This window comes from Kistimonas scapharcae (assembly GCF_039540975.1).
GTDB classification, from domain to species: domain Bacteria; phylum Pseudomonadota; class Gammaproteobacteria; order Pseudomonadales; family Endozoicomonadaceae; genus Kistimonas; species Kistimonas scapharcae.
Window position 1 is genome coordinate 1 of record NZ_BAABFL010000410.1, and the last position, 15,439, is coordinate 15,439.

19 protein-coding genes are annotated in these 15,439 nt (G+C 50.8%); 7 read left to right on the forward strand and 12 right to left on the reverse strand.

What is annotated here, in order from left to right:
• The first annotated feature begins 117 nt into the window (after positions 1 to 117).
• Positions 118 to 528: a hypothetical protein gene (locus ABD892_RS15660; RefSeq protein ID WP_345196831.1), complete on the forward strand. Its 411-nt coding sequence runs from the start codon at positions 118 to 120 to the stop codon at positions 526 to 528.
• 76 nt (positions 529 to 604) lie between these two features.
• Here ABD892_RS15660 and ppx read toward each other — a convergent pair whose 3' ends face one another.
• On the reverse strand, positions 605 to 2,107 hold the full coding sequence (ppx, locus tag ABD892_RS15665; RefSeq protein WP_345196832.1) for an exopolyphosphatase: 1,503 nt from the start codon (positions 2,105 to 2,107) through the stop codon (positions 605 to 607).
• Between the two features lie 200 nt (positions 2,108 to 2,307).
• Here ppx and trxA point away from each other — a divergent pair, with 200 nt between their 5' ends.
• The 3 genes from trxA (at position 2,308) to ubiD (ending at position 5,790) form a co-directional block, all read left to right on the forward strand.
• A complete protein-coding gene (gene trxA, locus ABD892_RS15670; protein WP_345196833.1) occupies positions 2,308 to 2,634 on the forward strand; it encodes a thioredoxin TrxA in 327 nt (108 codons plus the stop codon).
• Positions 2,635 to 2,973: 339 nt separating this feature from the next.
• Complete coding sequence (gene rho, locus ABD892_RS15675; RefSeq protein WP_345196834.1) at positions 2,974 to 4,233, forward strand: transcription termination factor Rho; 1,260 nt, start codon at positions 2,974 to 2,976, stop codon at positions 4,231 to 4,233.
• Positions 4,234 to 4,323: 90 nt separating this feature from the next.
• On the forward strand, positions 4,324 to 5,790 hold the full coding sequence (gene ubiD / locus ABD892_RS15680; protein WP_345196835.1) for a 4-hydroxy-3-polyprenylbenzoate decarboxylase: 1,467 nt from the start codon (positions 4,324 to 4,326) through the stop codon (positions 5,788 to 5,790).
• Positions 5,791 to 5,860: 70 nt separating this feature from the next.
• Here the strand turns inward: ubiD and hdeA are convergent, their stop codons facing one another.
• On the reverse strand, positions 5,861 to 6,205 hold the full coding sequence (gene hdeA, locus ABD892_RS15685) for an acid-activated periplasmic chaperone HdeA (RefSeq protein ID WP_345196836.1): 345 nt from the start codon (positions 6,203 to 6,205) through the stop codon (positions 5,861 to 5,863).
• A gap of 219 nt (positions 6,206 to 6,424) precedes the next feature.
• Here hdeA and ABD892_RS15690 point away from each other — a divergent pair, with 219 nt between their 5' ends.
• Together ABD892_RS15690 and mltC are read left to right on the forward strand one after the other, a co-directional pair.
• Positions 6,425 to 7,150 (forward strand): FAD-binding oxidoreductase, encoded by a 726-nt coding sequence (locus tag ABD892_RS15690; protein ID WP_345196837.1) that lies wholly within the window; start codon positions 6,425 to 6,427, stop codon positions 7,148 to 7,150.
• Positions 7,151 to 7,367: 217 nt separating this feature from the next.
• On the forward strand, positions 7,368 to 8,510 hold the full coding sequence (gene mltC, locus ABD892_RS15695; protein ID WP_345196838.1) for a membrane-bound lytic murein transglycosylase MltC: 1,143 nt from the start codon (positions 7,368 to 7,370) through the stop codon (positions 8,508 to 8,510).
• Positions 8,511 to 8,520: 10 nt separating this feature from the next.
• On the opposite strand, the gene ABD892_RS15700 is transcribed toward mltC, so the two are convergent.
• From ABD892_RS15700 to ABD892_RS15715, 4 genes are all read right to left on the reverse strand, one after another.
• Entirely contained in the window at positions 8,521 to 9,003 is a 483-nt protein-coding gene (locus ABD892_RS15700; RefSeq protein ID WP_345196839.1) for an MEKHLA domain-containing protein, read from the reverse strand.
• An 82-nt stretch (positions 9,004 to 9,085) separates the two neighbouring features.
• Positions 9,086 to 9,721, reverse strand: a complete 636-nt coding sequence (locus tag ABD892_RS15705) for a class I SAM-dependent methyltransferase (protein ID WP_345196840.1) — start codon at positions 9,719 to 9,721, stop codon at positions 9,086 to 9,088.
• 37 nt (positions 9,722 to 9,758) lie between these two features.
• Positions 9,759 to 10,238, reverse strand: coding sequence for a GlcG/HbpS family heme-binding protein (locus ABD892_RS15710; RefSeq protein WP_345196841.1), 480 nt, complete (start codon positions 10,236 to 10,238; stop codon positions 9,759 to 9,761).
• A 90-nt stretch (positions 10,239 to 10,328) separates the two neighbouring features.
• Positions 10,329 to 10,847, reverse strand: coding sequence for a DUF2937 family protein (locus tag ABD892_RS15715; RefSeq protein WP_345196843.1), 519 nt, complete (start codon positions 10,845 to 10,847; stop codon positions 10,329 to 10,331).
• Between the two features lie 432 nt (positions 10,848 to 11,279).
• Between ABD892_RS15715 and ABD892_RS15720 the strand changes: the two genes are divergently transcribed.
• Positions 11,280 to 11,723 carry a DUF3429 domain-containing protein gene (locus tag ABD892_RS15720; RefSeq protein ID WP_345196844.1) on the forward strand — a complete coding sequence of 148 codons (444 nt, stop codon included), beginning with the start codon at positions 11,280 to 11,282 and terminating at the stop codon, positions 11,721 to 11,723.
• 72 nt (positions 11,724 to 11,795) lie between these two features.
• On the opposite strand, the gene ABD892_RS15725 is transcribed toward ABD892_RS15720, so the two are convergent.
• The 6 genes from ABD892_RS15725 to ABD892_RS15750 all read right to left on the reverse strand — a co-directional run bounded on the left by ABD892_RS15725 (position 11,796) and on the right by ABD892_RS15750 (position 15,337).
• Positions 11,796 to 12,983 carry an iron-containing alcohol dehydrogenase gene (locus tag ABD892_RS15725; protein ID WP_345196846.1) on the reverse strand — a complete coding sequence of 396 codons (1,188 nt, stop codon included), beginning with the start codon at positions 12,981 to 12,983 and terminating at the stop codon, positions 11,796 to 11,798.
• Positions 12,984 to 13,514, reverse strand: a complete 531-nt coding sequence (locus ABD892_RS15730; RefSeq protein ID WP_345196847.1) for a hypothetical protein — start codon at positions 13,512 to 13,514, stop codon at positions 12,984 to 12,986.
• A gap of 196 nt (positions 13,515 to 13,710) precedes the next feature.
• Positions 13,711 to 14,019, reverse strand: coding sequence for a hypothetical protein (locus ABD892_RS15735; protein WP_345196848.1), 309 nt, complete (start codon positions 14,017 to 14,019; stop codon positions 13,711 to 13,713).
• Between the two features lie 10 nt (positions 14,020 to 14,029).
• The gene (locus ABD892_RS15740) at positions 14,030 to 14,650 is read right to left on the reverse strand and encodes a glutathione S-transferase family protein (RefSeq protein ID WP_345196850.1); all 621 of its coding nucleotides are present in this window, start codon (positions 14,648 to 14,650) and stop codon (positions 14,030 to 14,032) included.
• A 105-nt stretch (positions 14,651 to 14,755) separates the two neighbouring features.
• On the reverse strand, positions 14,756 to 15,076 hold the full coding sequence (locus tag ABD892_RS15745) for a rhodanese-like domain-containing protein (RefSeq protein ID WP_345196851.1): 321 nt from the start codon (positions 15,074 to 15,076) through the stop codon (positions 14,756 to 14,758).
• A gap of 84 nt (positions 15,077 to 15,160) precedes the next feature.
• Complete coding sequence (locus ABD892_RS15750; protein WP_345196852.1) at positions 15,161 to 15,337, reverse strand: hypothetical protein; 177 nt, start codon at positions 15,335 to 15,337, stop codon at positions 15,161 to 15,163.
• Positions 15,338 to 15,439 lie beyond the last annotated feature (102 nt).

Below are 15,439 nucleotides of genomic sequence, written 5' to 3' on the forward strand. Positions count from 1 at the left end.
TCCCATATTTATGGGCGCTATGGGACATTACACCGTCATTATAGTGCTATATGGTCAATCCACTATTAACAAAAACACCGCCGCGTTGATGTTGAAACTTATGGCTTTGAGCAGGGGTTGCAGCCGATTGTTGATGGTTTTAAGGAAATAAATAAGCTATTTCTTTGTGTTAGAGAGGGATTGGTAAGAAAAGAGGATGATGATAAAGAGCGCTTAAGAAAAGCGCCTTTAATAATTAAGCCTCTACATGAGTTACTTTCACAAATAGATGGAATGTTGAATTTTTTAGAGGCTTTTTTTCAATTGAATCAGAGGGTTGTGGTGAGCCATATGGGGCGCAAAGAGGAGTATCTTGGATGTATATGCGATAAACTTGGTTACCTTAAGCCTTACCGTAGCTTTCCTGATTGGTGGGAAGAGCAACATGCACCAATCCTGCAGGAAGTACAGTTACCTCAGATTGAGGGAGCTACTGGTGAATCATTGGAAATAGAGGAAATCCAAGATGAACAGGAAGGGTATGAATAGGAAAAGAGGTCGAACAGTAAATCTAAACTGTTTTACTGTTCGATCATAATCTGATTTAGGTGTTTTAATACTGCCATCAGAGGTATTTCAGCTTGTAACCTGCACGCTGTAAGTACTCACGCTCATGCTCAATATTGGTTTTGGTCAGTGAACGTTTGTCCAGCCATTCTTCCGGAAACTGTAACGTCATCTGGCGGTCTTTCACCTGTAGCTCAATGTCCGGCAGACGATCGGTACGAATCTGGTTTAACAGAATGGCCAGGCGAAGCAGGATCATTAATCGCAGCAGACGGGTGAATTCGGCGCGCGGCAGCTGGTAGAGCGATTGCAGCGGCAACGTCCGTCGGTGACCTCTTACCAGCATGGCCAGTTGTTGCTGTTCGCGGCTTGAGAAACCGAGCAGGTCAGCGTTGCGGATGATATAGGCGCCATGGCGGTGGAACTGGATATGGGAGATATCCAGACCGATTTCATGCAGCAGGGCTGCGCCTTGCAGGAGCTTGAGATCCTGCTCATTCAGTTTCCAGTCATCAGCCACCTGCTGAAATAGTAGTGTCGCATGCTTTCTGACACGGCGGGCCTGTTCCTCATCGACATGGTAGCGTGTCATCAATGCACTGATGGTACGTTCGCGGACATCTTCATGGCTCTGGCGACCCACCAGGTCGTACAGCACGCCTTCGCGCAGTGCGCCATCGGAGTAATCCATGCTGTCGATAGCCAGACTGTCGAAAACGGCGGTGAGTATCGCCAGTCCAGCAGGGAATATGGCTGCACGTTCGGGTTTCAGTCCCGGGAAATGGACCCGTTCGACTTTTCGGAATTGCAGTACGTCCCGCTTTAACTTTTTCAGTCCATCCCGTGTGATGCGATCAATACCCTGTTCAGCCAGAATACCGTGTACCGATTTAACGGAACCCGAAGAACCGATGGCCTCCACCCAACCTTCATGTCGATAGGTTTTCTCAATGTTCATCAATTCCAAGCGGGCACTGTAATACGCCTCCCGGAAACGTTTCTCACTGAGGTTGCCATTAGGGAAGTACTGGTGGGTATAACTTACGCAGCCCATGTGCAGACTTTCCAGCAGCTTGGGCTCAAAGCGCTGGCCGATGATAAATTCAGTACTGCCGCCACCGATATCAACGACCAGACGACGATCGTTATCATCGGAGTAGGTCTGTGCCACGCCAAGATAAATAAGCCGGGCTTCCTCGCGTCCGGCAATAATGTCGATGGGGTGCCCCAGTTCCTGCTCAGCCAGGCGAACAAAGGTGTCACTGTTTCTGGCTTTGCGCAGGGCGTTGGTGCCTACAATGCGAATATTCTCGGAAGCCATGCCGTCAATGTATTCGGCAAATTTGCGCAGGCAAGCGAGACCCCGCTCCATGGCTTCATCAGTCAGCAACCCCTGCTCATCAATACCGGCGGCGAGCTGGACTTTTTCCCCCAGGCGCTCAACCGGGCGGATTTCATTGTGATCCTGTCGGGCCACAATCATATGAAAGCTGTTGGAGCCGAGGTCTATGGCCGCCACGAGCGGCTGGTTTTCGGCATGGGTGACATCGGGTGTTGTCATGGGTTATCAGTCACTTCGGGTAATGGATGAAGAATACCAGATGTCTCCAAAGAGGGGGACAGCACTAACCAGGCAGTCAGATAATGCAGGGCATAAATCAGGGTATGATCCAGGCAGTGGGCAAAGGGTTTATCACTGTCACAGGCCAGTGCTATGATTGCGCTCTTGTGAATTTTCTTGATTGTTAGGAGTCTGTATCCATGAGCGAGATTGTCAATATCACGGACGCCACCTTTGAGGAGCAGGTTCTGAAGGCCGAGATGCCAGTACTGGTTGACTACTGGGCTGAATGGTGTGGCCCCTGCAAGATGATTGCCCCGGTGCTGGAAGAGATCGCCGCCGAGTACGATGGCAAGCTGAAGGTCTGTAAACTGAACATTGATGAAAATGAAGCCACTGCGCCGAAGTACGGTGTGCGCGGCATCCCGACCCTGATGCTGTTCCGTAATGGTGCTGTCGAAGCGACTAAGGTCGGTGCACTGTCAAAGTCCCAGCTGACAGCGTTTCTGGACAGCAATCTGGCCTGATTCCCGGCGTTTGAAACCGGCGATCAGTGTCGTTACGACTGGTCGCTGGGCGTTTTCCCTGCTATTCTTGCCCCGTCCCTTGGTTCTGGCTAAAAAACGTAAAAAATTATCGGATGGATGCTGGACGGTCTTTGTAGACAGTGTTAGATTTAGAATTAATCGACCATCGCTGAAGCCGCTTTCCGGCAAGCAAGTATCTGGCATCACAGAGCCCCAGTCGGAACCGCAGGCCAACATTCTCATCTGAATCATAAATCGAACGAAAGCCTGACACATTTTATCAGCGAATAGACCAGCAACCGGATTTCGCCTTTCACTGAGTAACTCACACAGTCAGTTATGCATCTTACCGAATTAAAGAAAAAAAGCGTCCCTGAACTGCTGAAAATTGCAGAAGAAATGGGACTTGAGAATCTTGCCCGCTCACGCAAGCAGGATGTCATTTTTACTATCCTGAAGCGCCATGCGCGCAGCGGTGAGGATATTTACGGGGACGGTGTTCTGGAAATCCTTCAGGACGGGTTCGGTTTTCTCCGTTCCGCCGACAGCTCCTACCTGGCGGGTCCCGATGACATCTATGTGTCACCCAGCCAGATCCGCCGCTTCAATCTGCGCACGGGGGATACCATATCGGGCAAGATTCGCCCCCCGAAAGAAGGCGAGCGCTATTTTGCCCTTCTGAAAGTCAGCGAAATCAACTTCGACAAGCCTGAAAACGCCCGCAACAAAATCCTTTTCGAAAACCTCACGCCTCTATTTCCCAATGAACGTCTGATGATGGAAATGGGTAACGGTTCCACGGAAGATCTGACCGGTCGAATCATCGATCTCGTGTCTCCGGTGGGCAAAGGGCAGCGTGGTCTGGTGGTCTCGCCACCGAAGGCGGGTAAGACGCTGATGCTGCAGAACATTGCGGCCAACATCACCAAGAATAACCCGGAATGTCACCTGATTGTTCTGCTGATCGACGAACGTCCGGAAGAAGTGACCGAGATGGCTCGCTCCGTACGGGGTGAAGTCGTTGCTTCTACGTTCGACGAACCGCCGTCACGTCACGTCCAGGTGGCCGAGATGGTACTGGAAAAGGCCAAGCGTCTGGTTGAGCACAAGAAGGATGTCGTTATCCTGCTGGATTCCATCACCCGCCTGGCCCGTGCCTATAACACCGTGATTCCATCCTCCGGTAAGGTCTTGACCGGTGGTGTGGATGCCCACGCGCTGGAGCGTCCGAAGCGTTTCTTCGGTGCAGCCCGTAACATCGAAGAAGGCGGCAGCCTGACCATCATTGCGACTGCGCTGGTAGATACCGGCTCCAAGATGGACGAAGTTATCTTCGAAGAGTTCAAGGGTACCGGTAACATGGAAGTACACCTGGATCGTCGAATTGCAGAGAAACGTGTATTCCCGGCTATCGGTATCAACAAGTCCGGTACCCGCCGTGAAGATCTGCTCACCACCGAGGAAGAGCTGCAGCGGATGTGGATCCTGCGCAAGATTCTCCACCCGATGGATGAGATTGCCGCGATTGAGTTCCTGTTGGATCGTATGAAACATACCAAGACCAATGCGGAATTCTTCCAGTCCATGAAGCGCAAGTAATGCATGGATAACGCAACAAAAGGCCGGTTTTACCGGCCTTTTGTTTATGTCGTATCATCGCCAGACTGTTCACAGACGAAGTGACCTTCCATGAAATACCGCGACCTCCGCGACTTTATCGACCAGTTGGAAAAGCAGGGCGAACTGAAGCGCATTACCGCTGAAGTCGATCCTAACTTGGAAATGACGGAAATCAGCGATCGTACACTCCGTCGCGAAGGGCCTGCCTTGCTGTTTGAAAACCCCAAAGGCTATGACATCCCTGTACTGGCGAACCTGTTTGGAACGCCCCGTCGGGTGGCCATGGGGATGGGACAGGATAATGTTGAAGCATTGCGGGATATTGGAAAGTTACTGGCCTACCTCAAGGAACCTGAACCCCCCAAGGGATTCCGTGATGCGCTGGCCAAGATTCCGGTATTCCGGCAGGTCCTGAACATGGGGCCGAAGGTGGTGCGCTCGGCCCCTTGTCAGGACGTGGTTTTGCAAGGCGATGAGGTTGACCTGGAAAAACTGCCGGTACAAACCTGCTGGCCCGGTGATGTGGCGCCACTGGTGACCTGGCCGTTGGTCATTACCAAAGGGCCGTTAAAGGAGCGCCAGAACCTGGGCATTTACCGACAGCAGTTGTTGGGGCGTAATCAGTTGATTATGCGTTGGCTGTCACATCGCGGCGGTGCGTTGGATTACAGGGACTGGCAGGAAAAACATCCGGGTGAACGTTTCCCCGTCACGGTAGCGCTCGGTGCTGATCCCGCGACTATTCTCGGGGCTGTGACGCCGGTGCCGGATACGCTGTCAGAATATGCGTTTGCCGGCCTGTTGCGGGGTTCTAAAACCGAGCTGGTGAAATGTATTACCAACGATCTTCAAGTGCCTGCCAGCGCGGAGATTGTGCTGGAAGGCTATCTCGAGCCTGGGTTAGAAGCGGAAGAAGGCCCCTATGGTGACCATACCGGTTACTACAACGAGGTTGAGCGCTTCCCGATTTTCACCGTTGAATGTATGACCCACCGCCGTGATCCCATCTACCACAGTACCTATACCGGTCGTCCGCCGGATGAACCGGCCATCCTGGGTGTTGCGCTGAATGAAGTTTTTGTACCGATTCTGCAGAAGCAGTTTCCAGAGATTGTGGATTTCTACCTTCCTCCGGAAGGGTGTTCTTATCGTCTTGCCGTTGTGACAATCCGAAAGGAGTACCCCGGGCATGCCAAGCGGGTCATGCTGGGTGTTTGGTCTTTCCTCCGGCAATTCATGTATACGAAGTTTGTGATCGTTGCGGATGACGATATCAATGCCCGGGACTGGAAAGATGTGATCTGGGCCATGACCACCCGTATGGATCCGAAGCGGGATTCGGTGTTTGTAGAAAACACACCGATTGATTACCTGGATTTTGCCTCGCCTGTTGCAGGCCTCGGCTCTAAAGTCGGTTTCGATGCTACCAATAAGTGGTCCGGGGAAACCCAGCGTGAGTGGGGACAGGCCATTCGCATGAATGATGATGTGAAAGCGCGTGTTGATGCTATCTGGGATGAGCTGGGAATTGATTAAAGCGATGGGATGAATTGAGCGTATCTGAAGGGATCAGGCAGATAGCGCTGTTGCCACCTGCCTGGTGTTGCTACATGTGTTTTTTTACATCGGCATCCATCTTTTCGACCTTGTCTTTCACTTTTGCCCAGAATGAGGCTTTACGGTTCTGAGAACAGACGGTGACGATGTAAGGTGTAATGGTATTGACGCCATCCACATCAAAGTCCGTGTCTTCGGGTTTGCCGGATTTGCTGTAGGCCGTGGCCCAGCCAACCGCATAGGGTTGGAAATCATCTTCAATATCCAGAAAATCCGCGCAGGTCCATTGAGTAATGGGCTTGGGAGGAACGTTTGACTTCTTGTTGCTGTCTGCAAAGGCAGTGCAGGACAGCGCAGCCAGACCACATGCCAGGCACAGTGTCTTGATTCCCATGGAAGTGTCCTCTGAGTGACAACGTCGAAAGCCTAGTTCAAACGACAGTTTCTGCCACACGTCACTATTCAAATAGTGATCAGGACGGTGAGTTGGTTGGCAGCCAGTTGAGGGTCGTCTTACAGTAAAAGTAGGATATCCCGATAGATTGTGCCGTTGATACCTGACGTTAGCGACCTTATTATCACGCCAAAGTAGTAATAGATCAGAGGGGGCAGCGTGCCTGACCAGAGAACACGGGCCTTTCGCGTAAAACACCTGAACAAGGTGACGGGAGACATCTACCAGGTTCACCTGGTGGTGGATGGAAAACCATTGTCGTTTGAGTCGGGGCAATACCTGCAGGTGATTATGCCTGAAGGCGAACCCTGTGCTTATTCCATTGCATCGGCACCGGGTGATAACCGCAATGAGCTGGAATTGCATGTACAGTGCTATCCAGGGCACGAACGCGCTCAGCAAGTGATTGAACACCTGTCGTCCGGTGAGATGATCCGGGTAACCCTGCCCCACGGTAACTGCCACTTGGGCGACTGCCCTGATGCCCCTATCGTCCTGGTTGCTGCCGGTACCGGGTTTGCCCAGATGAAAAGCATGGTGGAGTTTACCCACCAGAACGGACATCGACATCCCGTATCACTTTATTGGGGCGTACGGCGTCCGCACGGCTTTTATCTGCCACATCTGCCGGTGCAATGGAGCAGCGAATGGGGGCTTCATTACCATCCTGTTGTCAGCGAAGCCGAAGCAGAAGATGACTGGGCAGGGCGTCATGGTCAGCTATATCGTGCGGTGATTGACGACCTGGAGCTGCTGGGAGATGCACACTTCTACCTCAGTGGTTCTCCGGACATGGTGTATACAACCCTGGACGGTTTGGTCGCAGCTGGGGTTGATGAAAGCCGGGTACATTCTGATGTATTTGATTACGCTCCGAGGGAATAAATAATGCTATTCATTGGGTGACGTTGTTTATCTGATATCAATAAAACCTGCTTTCGGGCAGGTTTTATTGTTTCAGGTACATTGCTTTTATTGAAGACAGATACGCTACGGCAGCCACATATTTTGGTCGTCATGATTGGCATGTTAGATTACCGCGTTTTTTCTCTTTGACCTGATACGAATGCGCTAGTCTGCGCAACAGGGATGTAAACTGTTCATGCATAATGCCCGCCGTCTGATTGGGATACTGTTATTCACACCGTTACTCTTCAGTTGCACAACACGTGAGGCTTCTGATTATGCGTCCAGCTATGCCAGAAACCAGTTGTCGAAGCAGACCGGTTCGGCCAGCCAGGTGATTGCGGCAGGAAGGGATTACCAGAAAGACCTTATCGGATTTGAAGCACTGGTTCGCCTGCTGGCAAAAGAGGCACGGGTGAACTGGGGGGATGAAAAACACGCGACCCGTAAGGAATACGTCAAATACACCAATAACTACCGTACGCGGGTTTTTGTGGATTTTGACAAAGGTAAGGTGCATGTCGAGACCCTTGATCGAAAGGATTTGCATCACGCGATTGTTCTGACACTCCTGACACCGAATGAGCCAGAGGCTGTTGACCTGTTTGGCACCCGTGATGTGCCTTTAGGTGGGGAGCCGGTGCTGTATGGTCAGGTGCTGGATCATGAAAAGCAGCCAATACGCTGGCATTGGCGCGCAGACCGTTATGCGGATTACCTGATTGCAAAGAGGCTGTCACAGAAATGGAGTAAACGGGGCACGGTGTATGCGGTGGATTTTGACCTGATCCGTGACCACCTGCAAAAACGGCAGTATCAATATGCCAGCCTGGTACGGCAGTATGCCCGTCGTTACAGGGTGGATGAAAGTCTGGTCTATGCCATTATCCGGACTGAGAGCAGCTTCAACCCTTATGCGGTCAGTAGCTCGAATGCTTACGGGCTAATGCAGATTATTCCGAAAACTGCCGGTAAGGATGTTTTTACCCGAATCAAGAATCGGTCTGATCAGCCGTCCAAGCATTACCTGTTTAAACCGCATAATAATATTGATACAGGAACGGCCTATATCCATCTGCTGGAAACCCATTATCTCAAGGGAATCCGGGATCCCCTGTCACGAAAATATACGATCATCTCTGCTTATAACGGTGGCGCGGGTAATATGTTTGCGACCTTTGACCGGGACAGGGGCCGTGCGGTAGACAAAATTAATCAGCTGAAGCCGTCTCAGGTGTACTGGGCATTGACCAAACGCCATCCCCGGGCAGAGTCACGGCGCTATCTTGAGAAAGTGACCACAGCCCAGCGTGATTTCATGGCTGGCAATGTACTATAGAGCGTGGAGCTTACAGGTACTTCCAGTCAGAAAATGTTGCTGCCTGCCCATGATAAATGCCTTTGTCATCCAGCAAATTCCAGACGATGGCGTTATGGATGGTAAAACGACGGCCGGATGCTGCGATCCTGATGCCGGCATAGTTTTTGATGAAACCGTGCTGGGAGACTTCTTGTAACAGGCGTTCTCTTTCTCCCCGTTCCGGCGCTTCAGCGGAATAACGGGATGGCAGTTGTGTAAAGGTTGTCCAATCCATCTCGAACAATTGCAGCGCCTGTTGATTGGCATAATTGAAAATCGGGTCTGCCTGTGTGCCATGAGAAACAATGACTGCCGGTGCAGTATCCAGTGCAGTGACAAGATTATTGCTGGAAGTATCGATCAGCGATTGCCCTGTCAGTGAATGAAAGCTGTTTACAATCAGTCTTGCATGTGAGGCAAGCCATTCGTCCGTTGAGTGTATTGCTGTATTCAGAGGGGGAGTCAGGTTCATGGCAACCATTCACCGCTGTTTATCATTATTGTGAAGAGGATTGCTGTTTGTTGGTTGTCCGTCAATGGCTGGATAAAAGTGGTTAAAACGAGTGGTGCAGTTTTTTTACGGCATGACCGCTGTACGTGAACCCTATGGGTTTGGGGACAAATGGCATGTACTGGGTCTCCAGCTTTTGGATATTGAGATGACCTTCAGTGATCAAATCAGGAATGGCTCGATTCAGATGACATCCTCCAAACAGTTTCTTCCAGAGCGGATTCAGGCGATCCTGCCATTGGTTGATGCGAGTCACCGGTGATCGTCCGTGCTCACAGAACAGTAATCGTCCGCCCGGTTTTAATACGCGGTATATCTGCTGCAGGGCACAGTACCAGTCGGGTATGGTGCACAGAGTATACGTCAGAATGACAGTATCCATACTGTTGTTCTCAAGCGGGATTTCCTCACCAGGCAGTGCCAGCCATTCAATATCGACAGTTGCCTGTTGATAACGTTTTTGAGCCAGAGTACGCATAGCGTCTGATGGTTCCAGGGCCCAGACCTTTTCGACGGCATTTGAACGGTAGAACGGAAAGTTCAAACCCGACCCGGCCCCCACTTCCAGTACGCGACCTGCCGCATCCGGAATAATTTCTGCACGTAATCCTTGAATATCTTTGCATCCGCAACAAAAGTTGAGCAGGTGCGGCAGGCAGTACTTGTCGTAGAAATTCATGCATTGTCACATTGTAATAATAAAGATCAGTGGCATATTAACGCAGGGTGTCAGCTCCTGCCTGGGCAATGATGCCATCCTGTTGTGAGGTGACCCCGGAAACCCCAATGGCGCCGATGAGTTGGTTGTTACGCAGTAATGGCAGACCACCTTCGACTGCGGTCATTGCATTCAGCTGGAGATAACGCAGGCCATCTTGCCCTTCAGCCAGTGTCTGTTGCGCCTTTGCAGTGCTGATGCGGAAAGCGCAGGCGGTGTAAGCCTTGTCCTGTGCGATGCGTGAACCGGCAAGGTGCGTGTTATCCATTTTTTGCAGTAGCACCAGGTTGCAGCCTGAATCCAGAATGGCTATGGCAACACGCCAGTTCTGGGCACTGGCCACGTCTTCAGCGGCCTTCATGACCATCCGCGCTTCGGACAATTTAATCGGTGGTCCATAGTCTGGCTGCTGGCTGTCTGACCAGATGGGCAGGGAAAAGAATGCAAGAGAAAGCAGCATGCGTTGACTCGCGCGCATTTTGTCATACCTGCAGAAAGGACTGACTCAAGTAAAGAGCCTGTCATCGTGACAGGCAAGTGTTGATTGCCGGATTGGTTAAGTTTCAGGTTAAGCGGTTCTCTTCATGGCAACCTTGCGTCTTACACCAATGAGTTGCAGAAAGGTGATAAGCAAACTTTCACAGATAATGGTGACAAGGAAGGCAAGTGCTACTCCCCAGCTAATGGCTTGCCAGGTCATCGGAATCGTGTGAGAAAATGACGACAACGTTTCGTTAAAAAATTCATTGCCGTAACGTGATGCGACATGCAAGGCCACTCGATACCAGGGCTGACTCAGGGCAGCCTGTTCTCTTTCCAGCATCAGGTATCGATCATAAATCTGCCGGACACTGTCTGCATCGTGTGTGAAAACAGGATCAGGACTCGATTGATAATGGTTGATCAGGGCTTGCATACTGCCTTCGAAGAACTGGTCAGCCGTTGCCTGAAAGCCACTCATGTTGTTGGTCGCTTCTTTGAAATGGGCGTCGATGCGTTTCTGGTACTGGTCGATAAAACCCGGTATCTGAATGCCTGTCAGAAGGCAAACAGAGAACAGTAATAACCTGAAATAGCCTCTTATCATCGCTGGATAATCTCATCCTGTGTTAATCAAGACATTGCCTTACTGTTATCAGACCGCAAGTTGCAGGATGGGTTCAAGTCTGGGAAGGAATGATTAGATAGCTGATAATGCAATCGGGCGGTTCATATCTCCATAGCGGTGGTGATAGTCTGCTGCTTGTTTTTGTCTGGCAGCATCAGAAAAATGAAAAAAGAGTGGTCAGTAGCAAAAACTATCCTCCCCGTCTTCCCATGCGATATTCCTGTGTTTATAACAGGCATAATGAATGCCAGTTCGCTGAATGATCAGCACCATCAATGAATTATGAGGAATTATGATGCTGCAAGTGTTTTATCTCTCCATTGTCATTAGTGGCAGTCTCGATACTATAGAAATTGCTGTAACCCATTGATTAAGAATAATCAGACCTGCAATGGTTAATCAGGTAGCCGTATGACAAATCAAAGAATCAGTACACTATTGGCTTATCTTGGTCTTCTGCCGTTTTTCTTGGGAGCGTTAATGGATTATGTTGGCTCGTCTCTGCCCGGGCTGCCGTCATTCATTGTTTTTGCCACCTATAGTGCCATTATTCTGAGCTTTCTTGGGGGGGCATTATGGGGCCAGGTCTTACCTCAGGCTGAGCATCGCGTTGCGCTATTGATTGTGAGCAATGTAGTTGCCTTACTGTCATGGGCAGGCTTATTACTGATATTCCTTCTGGGTAAAGTGGCGTTGGTATTGTTGCTATTGGGGTATCTGCTTGTTGTATTGTTTGAGGTTATTCACAAAGAAACCTTATCCGGTGTTATTGAATGGAAATACTTAACGCTCCGAAGCAGGGTGACTGCTATTGTGGTTGCTCTGCATGCCATCGTATTGCTGAATCAACATTAACTTCAGTTCTGCATGTATTGGCAGCCATCAGGGATGACTGCCAATGACGTTTAGCACATCAGAGCATTCAGATTAATCCCAGGCTCTGGTCAGGATGGCCAGTACCTGTTCGTAACTGGCATCAATGCGGTTATACAGCATCGCGCCATCATCAATACTCATACCTGCAATATCGGAGAGCTGTGATTTATCGACTTTGCCGGTTTCGCTCAGAGTACGGGGGAGTCCGGTTTTGCCAAACAATTCATCACGCAGTGTGCGAATGGCGGCAATGGCGGTTTCTGCTCGCTGCTCTGCCGGGGTATTGCTATACACTTCAGAACCAGCTACCGGCAACAGGAGCTCGCCGATGGTTTCCCGACTAGTGGCAAGGTTGTATTCCAATACATAAGGCAACATCAGGCTCATGCAGACACCATGGGGCAGGTGTGTGATGGCGCCGATGGAATGACCAATGGCATGCACCAATCCTACCATGGAATTTGAGAAGGCAATGCCAGCCATAGTGGCCGCTTCTGCCAGCTTCAGGCGAGCCTCTGCATTATCCGGCGTAGCCAGCACAGTACCGAGGTATTCACGAATCGTCTTGATTGCTGCGACGGCATAAGCGTCACTTAACGGGTTCTTTGCGGTGCCAATGTAGGCTTCCACGGCATGGGTCATGGCATCCATTGCCGTGGCGGCGGTGATATGGGGCGGCAGTGTCAGTGTCATGCGTGGGTCGAGTACGGCGACATCAGGTAGCAGGAAGGCAGAGCCAAACGGCACTTTACGGCCGGTTTCGTCATCCTTGATGACCGCGACCTTGGTGACTTCAGAACCGGTGCCTGCGGTCGTTGGCAGGATAAATAACGGCTTGAGTCGTTTGGTCAGTGCGCCAACACCGCTGTACGCCAGCAGGTCATTGCCGCCTTCTGAAACCAGGATGTTCACTGCTTTGGAGGTATCTATCACCGAGCCACCACCGATCGCAATGATTGCGTCAGCCCCTGTCAGGCGATAAACCTCGGCAATCCGGCTGACCAGTGACGAGGAGGAATCTGGTGGCACATCACTGAAGATATCGGCAATCGGTACTTCACTGACCTGCAGAGACTGTTTGACCGGTTCAACCAGTCCTGCCTGTACAACACCGGCATCAGTAATGATTAATGGTCGGCTGGCGCCAAAGCTGGCCAGTTCATAAGGAATATGTTCCAACGCTTTGTGACCGGCGATGATTTTGACCGGACTGAAAAATTCTGAGTATCCCTTGCTCATTTATTTGTACCCCAACACAAAACCGCCCAACACGCCGAGATAGATACGGCATGCACCTGATAGTTTTTCGCCCAGTGTCAATGCCGGGTATTGACGCATGATGCGTCTGGCGATCAGTTTCGGCAACGTCATGGCTTCCAGTCGCTCAAAGCAGCGAACGAGGCGCATCGATGCGGGAATATCGCCATCGACAATCATACGTTCCCGGGCAAACGCGTCAGTTGTGCCTTCCTGGAACGACAGCGTTGAAAAGGCATGCTCAAGGTGCTTGAACTGGATATCCACATGCGGCTTACCAGCAGCCTCACGGGTTATCGGCTTCATGCCTCCGCCACTTTTTTTCATGTACAGGGCGGGGCCTGCTGGCATTACTCGCATGGCAAAACAGAAGTTTTCCGGCAGTGGTGCCAGTTCCTTACTGATGATGGAGTCGGATCGGCTGGCCTTGGCCAGAGCATGACCCAGAAAGGCGAGCATGAAACGGATATACCACCGCTTAATGCGCCAGAGCCAAGTTAGGGATTGGGACACGGTTTACTCCTGCCTGTTCACGCCCGGAATGACCGGGGCTGATTTATTGTTGGATCGTCGTATATCATGGATTTTTGGCGGCTTCAACATACCCTCGTCGCCTGTTGGGCAAGGTTTACAGAGTATATGGCGACGGCTTGGGCATTCGCTGTCAGTTCGTAAATATTGCGAAAATCCTGCTGGATTCCTGTCAGGGTTACGAGGTGCTGACATTCACATCACGAGCGCCCGCTGCCAAACCGACTTCCCGAATACAGCGTTCTTCGACTTCCGAGAGACCACCTTCCGTTTTTTCACGGGCAATAATATGCAATTTGGGGGCGCGTTTGAAAAAACCTGTAAAACCGGCCTGTTGTAAACATGCCTTGAGGCAGTTGACGGCAGGTTCAAAGTGGCCAACCAGCAGGCGTGTGGTGGTAAATGGCTTGCTGGCGTTGACGCTGACGCTGTGTTCATCGGAGGTCAGAATCATGCGATTGGCATAAATCTCGACACAGATTTTCATTCATTAATCCTTATGAGATGGTGTGCTCGGTGATCTGCATGGGCACGTGCTGTGGATGGGATTCGATGGTGTTAATCCAGCGGCGTATGGCAGGAAACCGCTCAAGGCTGAAACCACCTTCATGGGCTACATGGGTGTAGGCAAAGAGAGAGATATCAGCAATGGAGAGTGTTGGACCCGCAAGGTATGGCGATGCACTCAGTTGCTGTTCCATGACTTCCAGCGCCTTGTATCCGCCAGCCTGCTTTGACTGGAACTCTTCCTGTCGTGATTCCGGCATGCCCAGATACCGCGCAAGAAACCGGGCAACGGCGATATAGGGTTCATGGCTGTATTGCTCAAAGAACTGCCATTCCAGAACCTTGGCTCGTTGGTAGCGGTCATTGGGCAGATAATCAGTACCATCCGCAAAGTAGTTCAGGATTGCATTCGATTCGGCCAGTAGACGGCCATCTTCGAGTACCACAACCGGAATCTTGCCGTTGGCATTGAGTTCAAGAAACTGTGCGGTGTGTGTGTCTCCATTAAGGATATCCACAGGGCGCCACTTGTGATCAATCGCGAGATGATTCAGCAACAGCTGAATTTTGTAGCAGTTACCAGACAGGCTATCTCCAAAGACCTGAATCATTATTCCCCCTGCCATGATTATTGTTATGGTCCGCGTACCCTTCTCTTCATTCTTCGCTGAAGCGGACGACGTATCATGGTGCAGGCAGCATAACCGCTGGTGGTATTAATTGGAATCCTGCAGGATTTTAACATCTTCTATGCCGCCACGGTTGATCACATGGGTGAAACCCATTTGTTCCAGGCGTTTTTTGGCCATTTCAGATCGCACGCCGCGCTGACAGTAAACGTTAATGACAGTGTCCTTATTTTCGATTATCTGCCAGATACCGGTGTGAATTTCAGTATGTGGAATATTAATATGCCCCGGGATGGACTCTGCCCGGAATTCTTCCGGACGCCTGACATCAATCCAGAGTTCACTGGCTTGTGCGACCCCCACTAAAGTTAGGGTCAGTGTGGCCAGAAGGTTTCTAAGGAGGTTCATATCATTTGACCTGTGCTCTCTATAGATCCTTAGTCTAAACAGAGTGGGATTTTCTCGACAGGCTGTTTACGTGACAGTGTCAGGTTATAGCCAGTCCGGATCCTGGGTGAAACTGATCGAAATCCAGTGGTCTGCCGGATCCAGCTTCAGGCGATTACTGATCTGGTGTCGCACTTCATCCAGCCTTTCCAGAGAGGCGTCATACAAGGGCGATTGATCATCCAGCAGGATATTGATCTCGATATCATACCGGCGTCCCATTTTCGCGACATGGGTGGAGATGATCTGGCAAGAGTTTTCCGGACACTTTTTTACGCTGCCTTGGCAAGTTCCTGTTCATACTTGAAAGGTGCCAAGTAGCCA

Excerpts from the sequence above, each read along its gene's own strand:
- ABD892_RS15700 (WP_345196839.1), bottom strand. The coding sequence starts at position 9,003 with ATGAACCTGACTCCCCCTCTGAATACAGCAATACACTCAACGGACGAA.
- ABD892_RS15740 (WP_345196850.1), bottom strand. The coding sequence starts at position 14,650 with ATGATTCAGGTCTTTGGAGATAGCCTGTCTGGTAACTGCTACAAAATT.
- ppx (WP_345196832.1), bottom strand. The coding sequence starts at position 2,107 with ATGACAACACCCGATGTCACCCATGCCGAAAACCAGCCGCTCGTGGCG.
- mltC (WP_345196838.1), top strand. The coding sequence starts at position 7,368 with ATGCATAATGCCCGCCGTCTGATTGGGATACTGTTATTCACACCGTTA.
- ABD892_RS15735 (WP_345196848.1), bottom strand. The coding sequence starts at position 14,019 with ATGAAAATCTGTGTCGAGATTTATGCCAATCGCATGATTCTGACCTCC.
- rho (WP_345196834.1), top strand. The coding sequence starts at position 2,974 with ATGCATCTTACCGAATTAAAGAAAAAAAGCGTCCCTGAACTGCTGAAA.
- ABD892_RS15710 (WP_345196841.1), bottom strand. The coding sequence starts at position 10,238 with ATGCGCGCGAGTCAACGCATGCTGCTTTCTCTTGCATTCTTTTCCCTG.
- ABD892_RS15725 (WP_345196846.1), bottom strand. The coding sequence starts at position 12,983 with ATGAGCAAGGGATACTCAGAATTTTTCAGTCCGGTCAAAATCATCGCC.
- hdeA (WP_345196836.1), bottom strand. The coding sequence starts at position 6,205 with ATGGGAATCAAGACACTGTGCCTGGCATGTGGTCTGGCTGCGCTGTCC.
- ABD892_RS15750 (WP_345196852.1), bottom strand. The coding sequence starts at position 15,337 with ATGGGACGCCGGTATGATATCGAGATCAATATCCTGCTGGATGATCAA.
- ubiD (WP_345196835.1), top strand. The coding sequence starts at position 4,324 with ATGAAATACCGCGACCTCCGCGACTTTATCGACCAGTTGGAAAAGCAG.
- ABD892_RS15720 (WP_345196844.1), top strand. The coding sequence starts at position 11,280 with ATGACAAATCAAAGAATCAGTACACTATTGGCTTATCTTGGTCTTCTG.
- ABD892_RS15705 (WP_345196840.1), bottom strand. The coding sequence starts at position 9,721 with ATGAATTTCTACGACAAGTACTGCCTGCCGCACCTGCTCAACTTTTGT.
- trxA (WP_345196833.1), top strand. The coding sequence starts at position 2,308 with ATGAGCGAGATTGTCAATATCACGGACGCCACCTTTGAGGAGCAGGTT.
- ABD892_RS15715 (WP_345196843.1), bottom strand. The coding sequence starts at position 10,847 with ATGATAAGAGGCTATTTCAGGTTATTACTGTTCTCTGTTTGCCTTCTG.
- ABD892_RS15745 (WP_345196851.1), bottom strand. The coding sequence starts at position 15,076 with ATGAACCTCCTTAGAAACCTTCTGGCCACACTGACCCTAACTTTAGTG.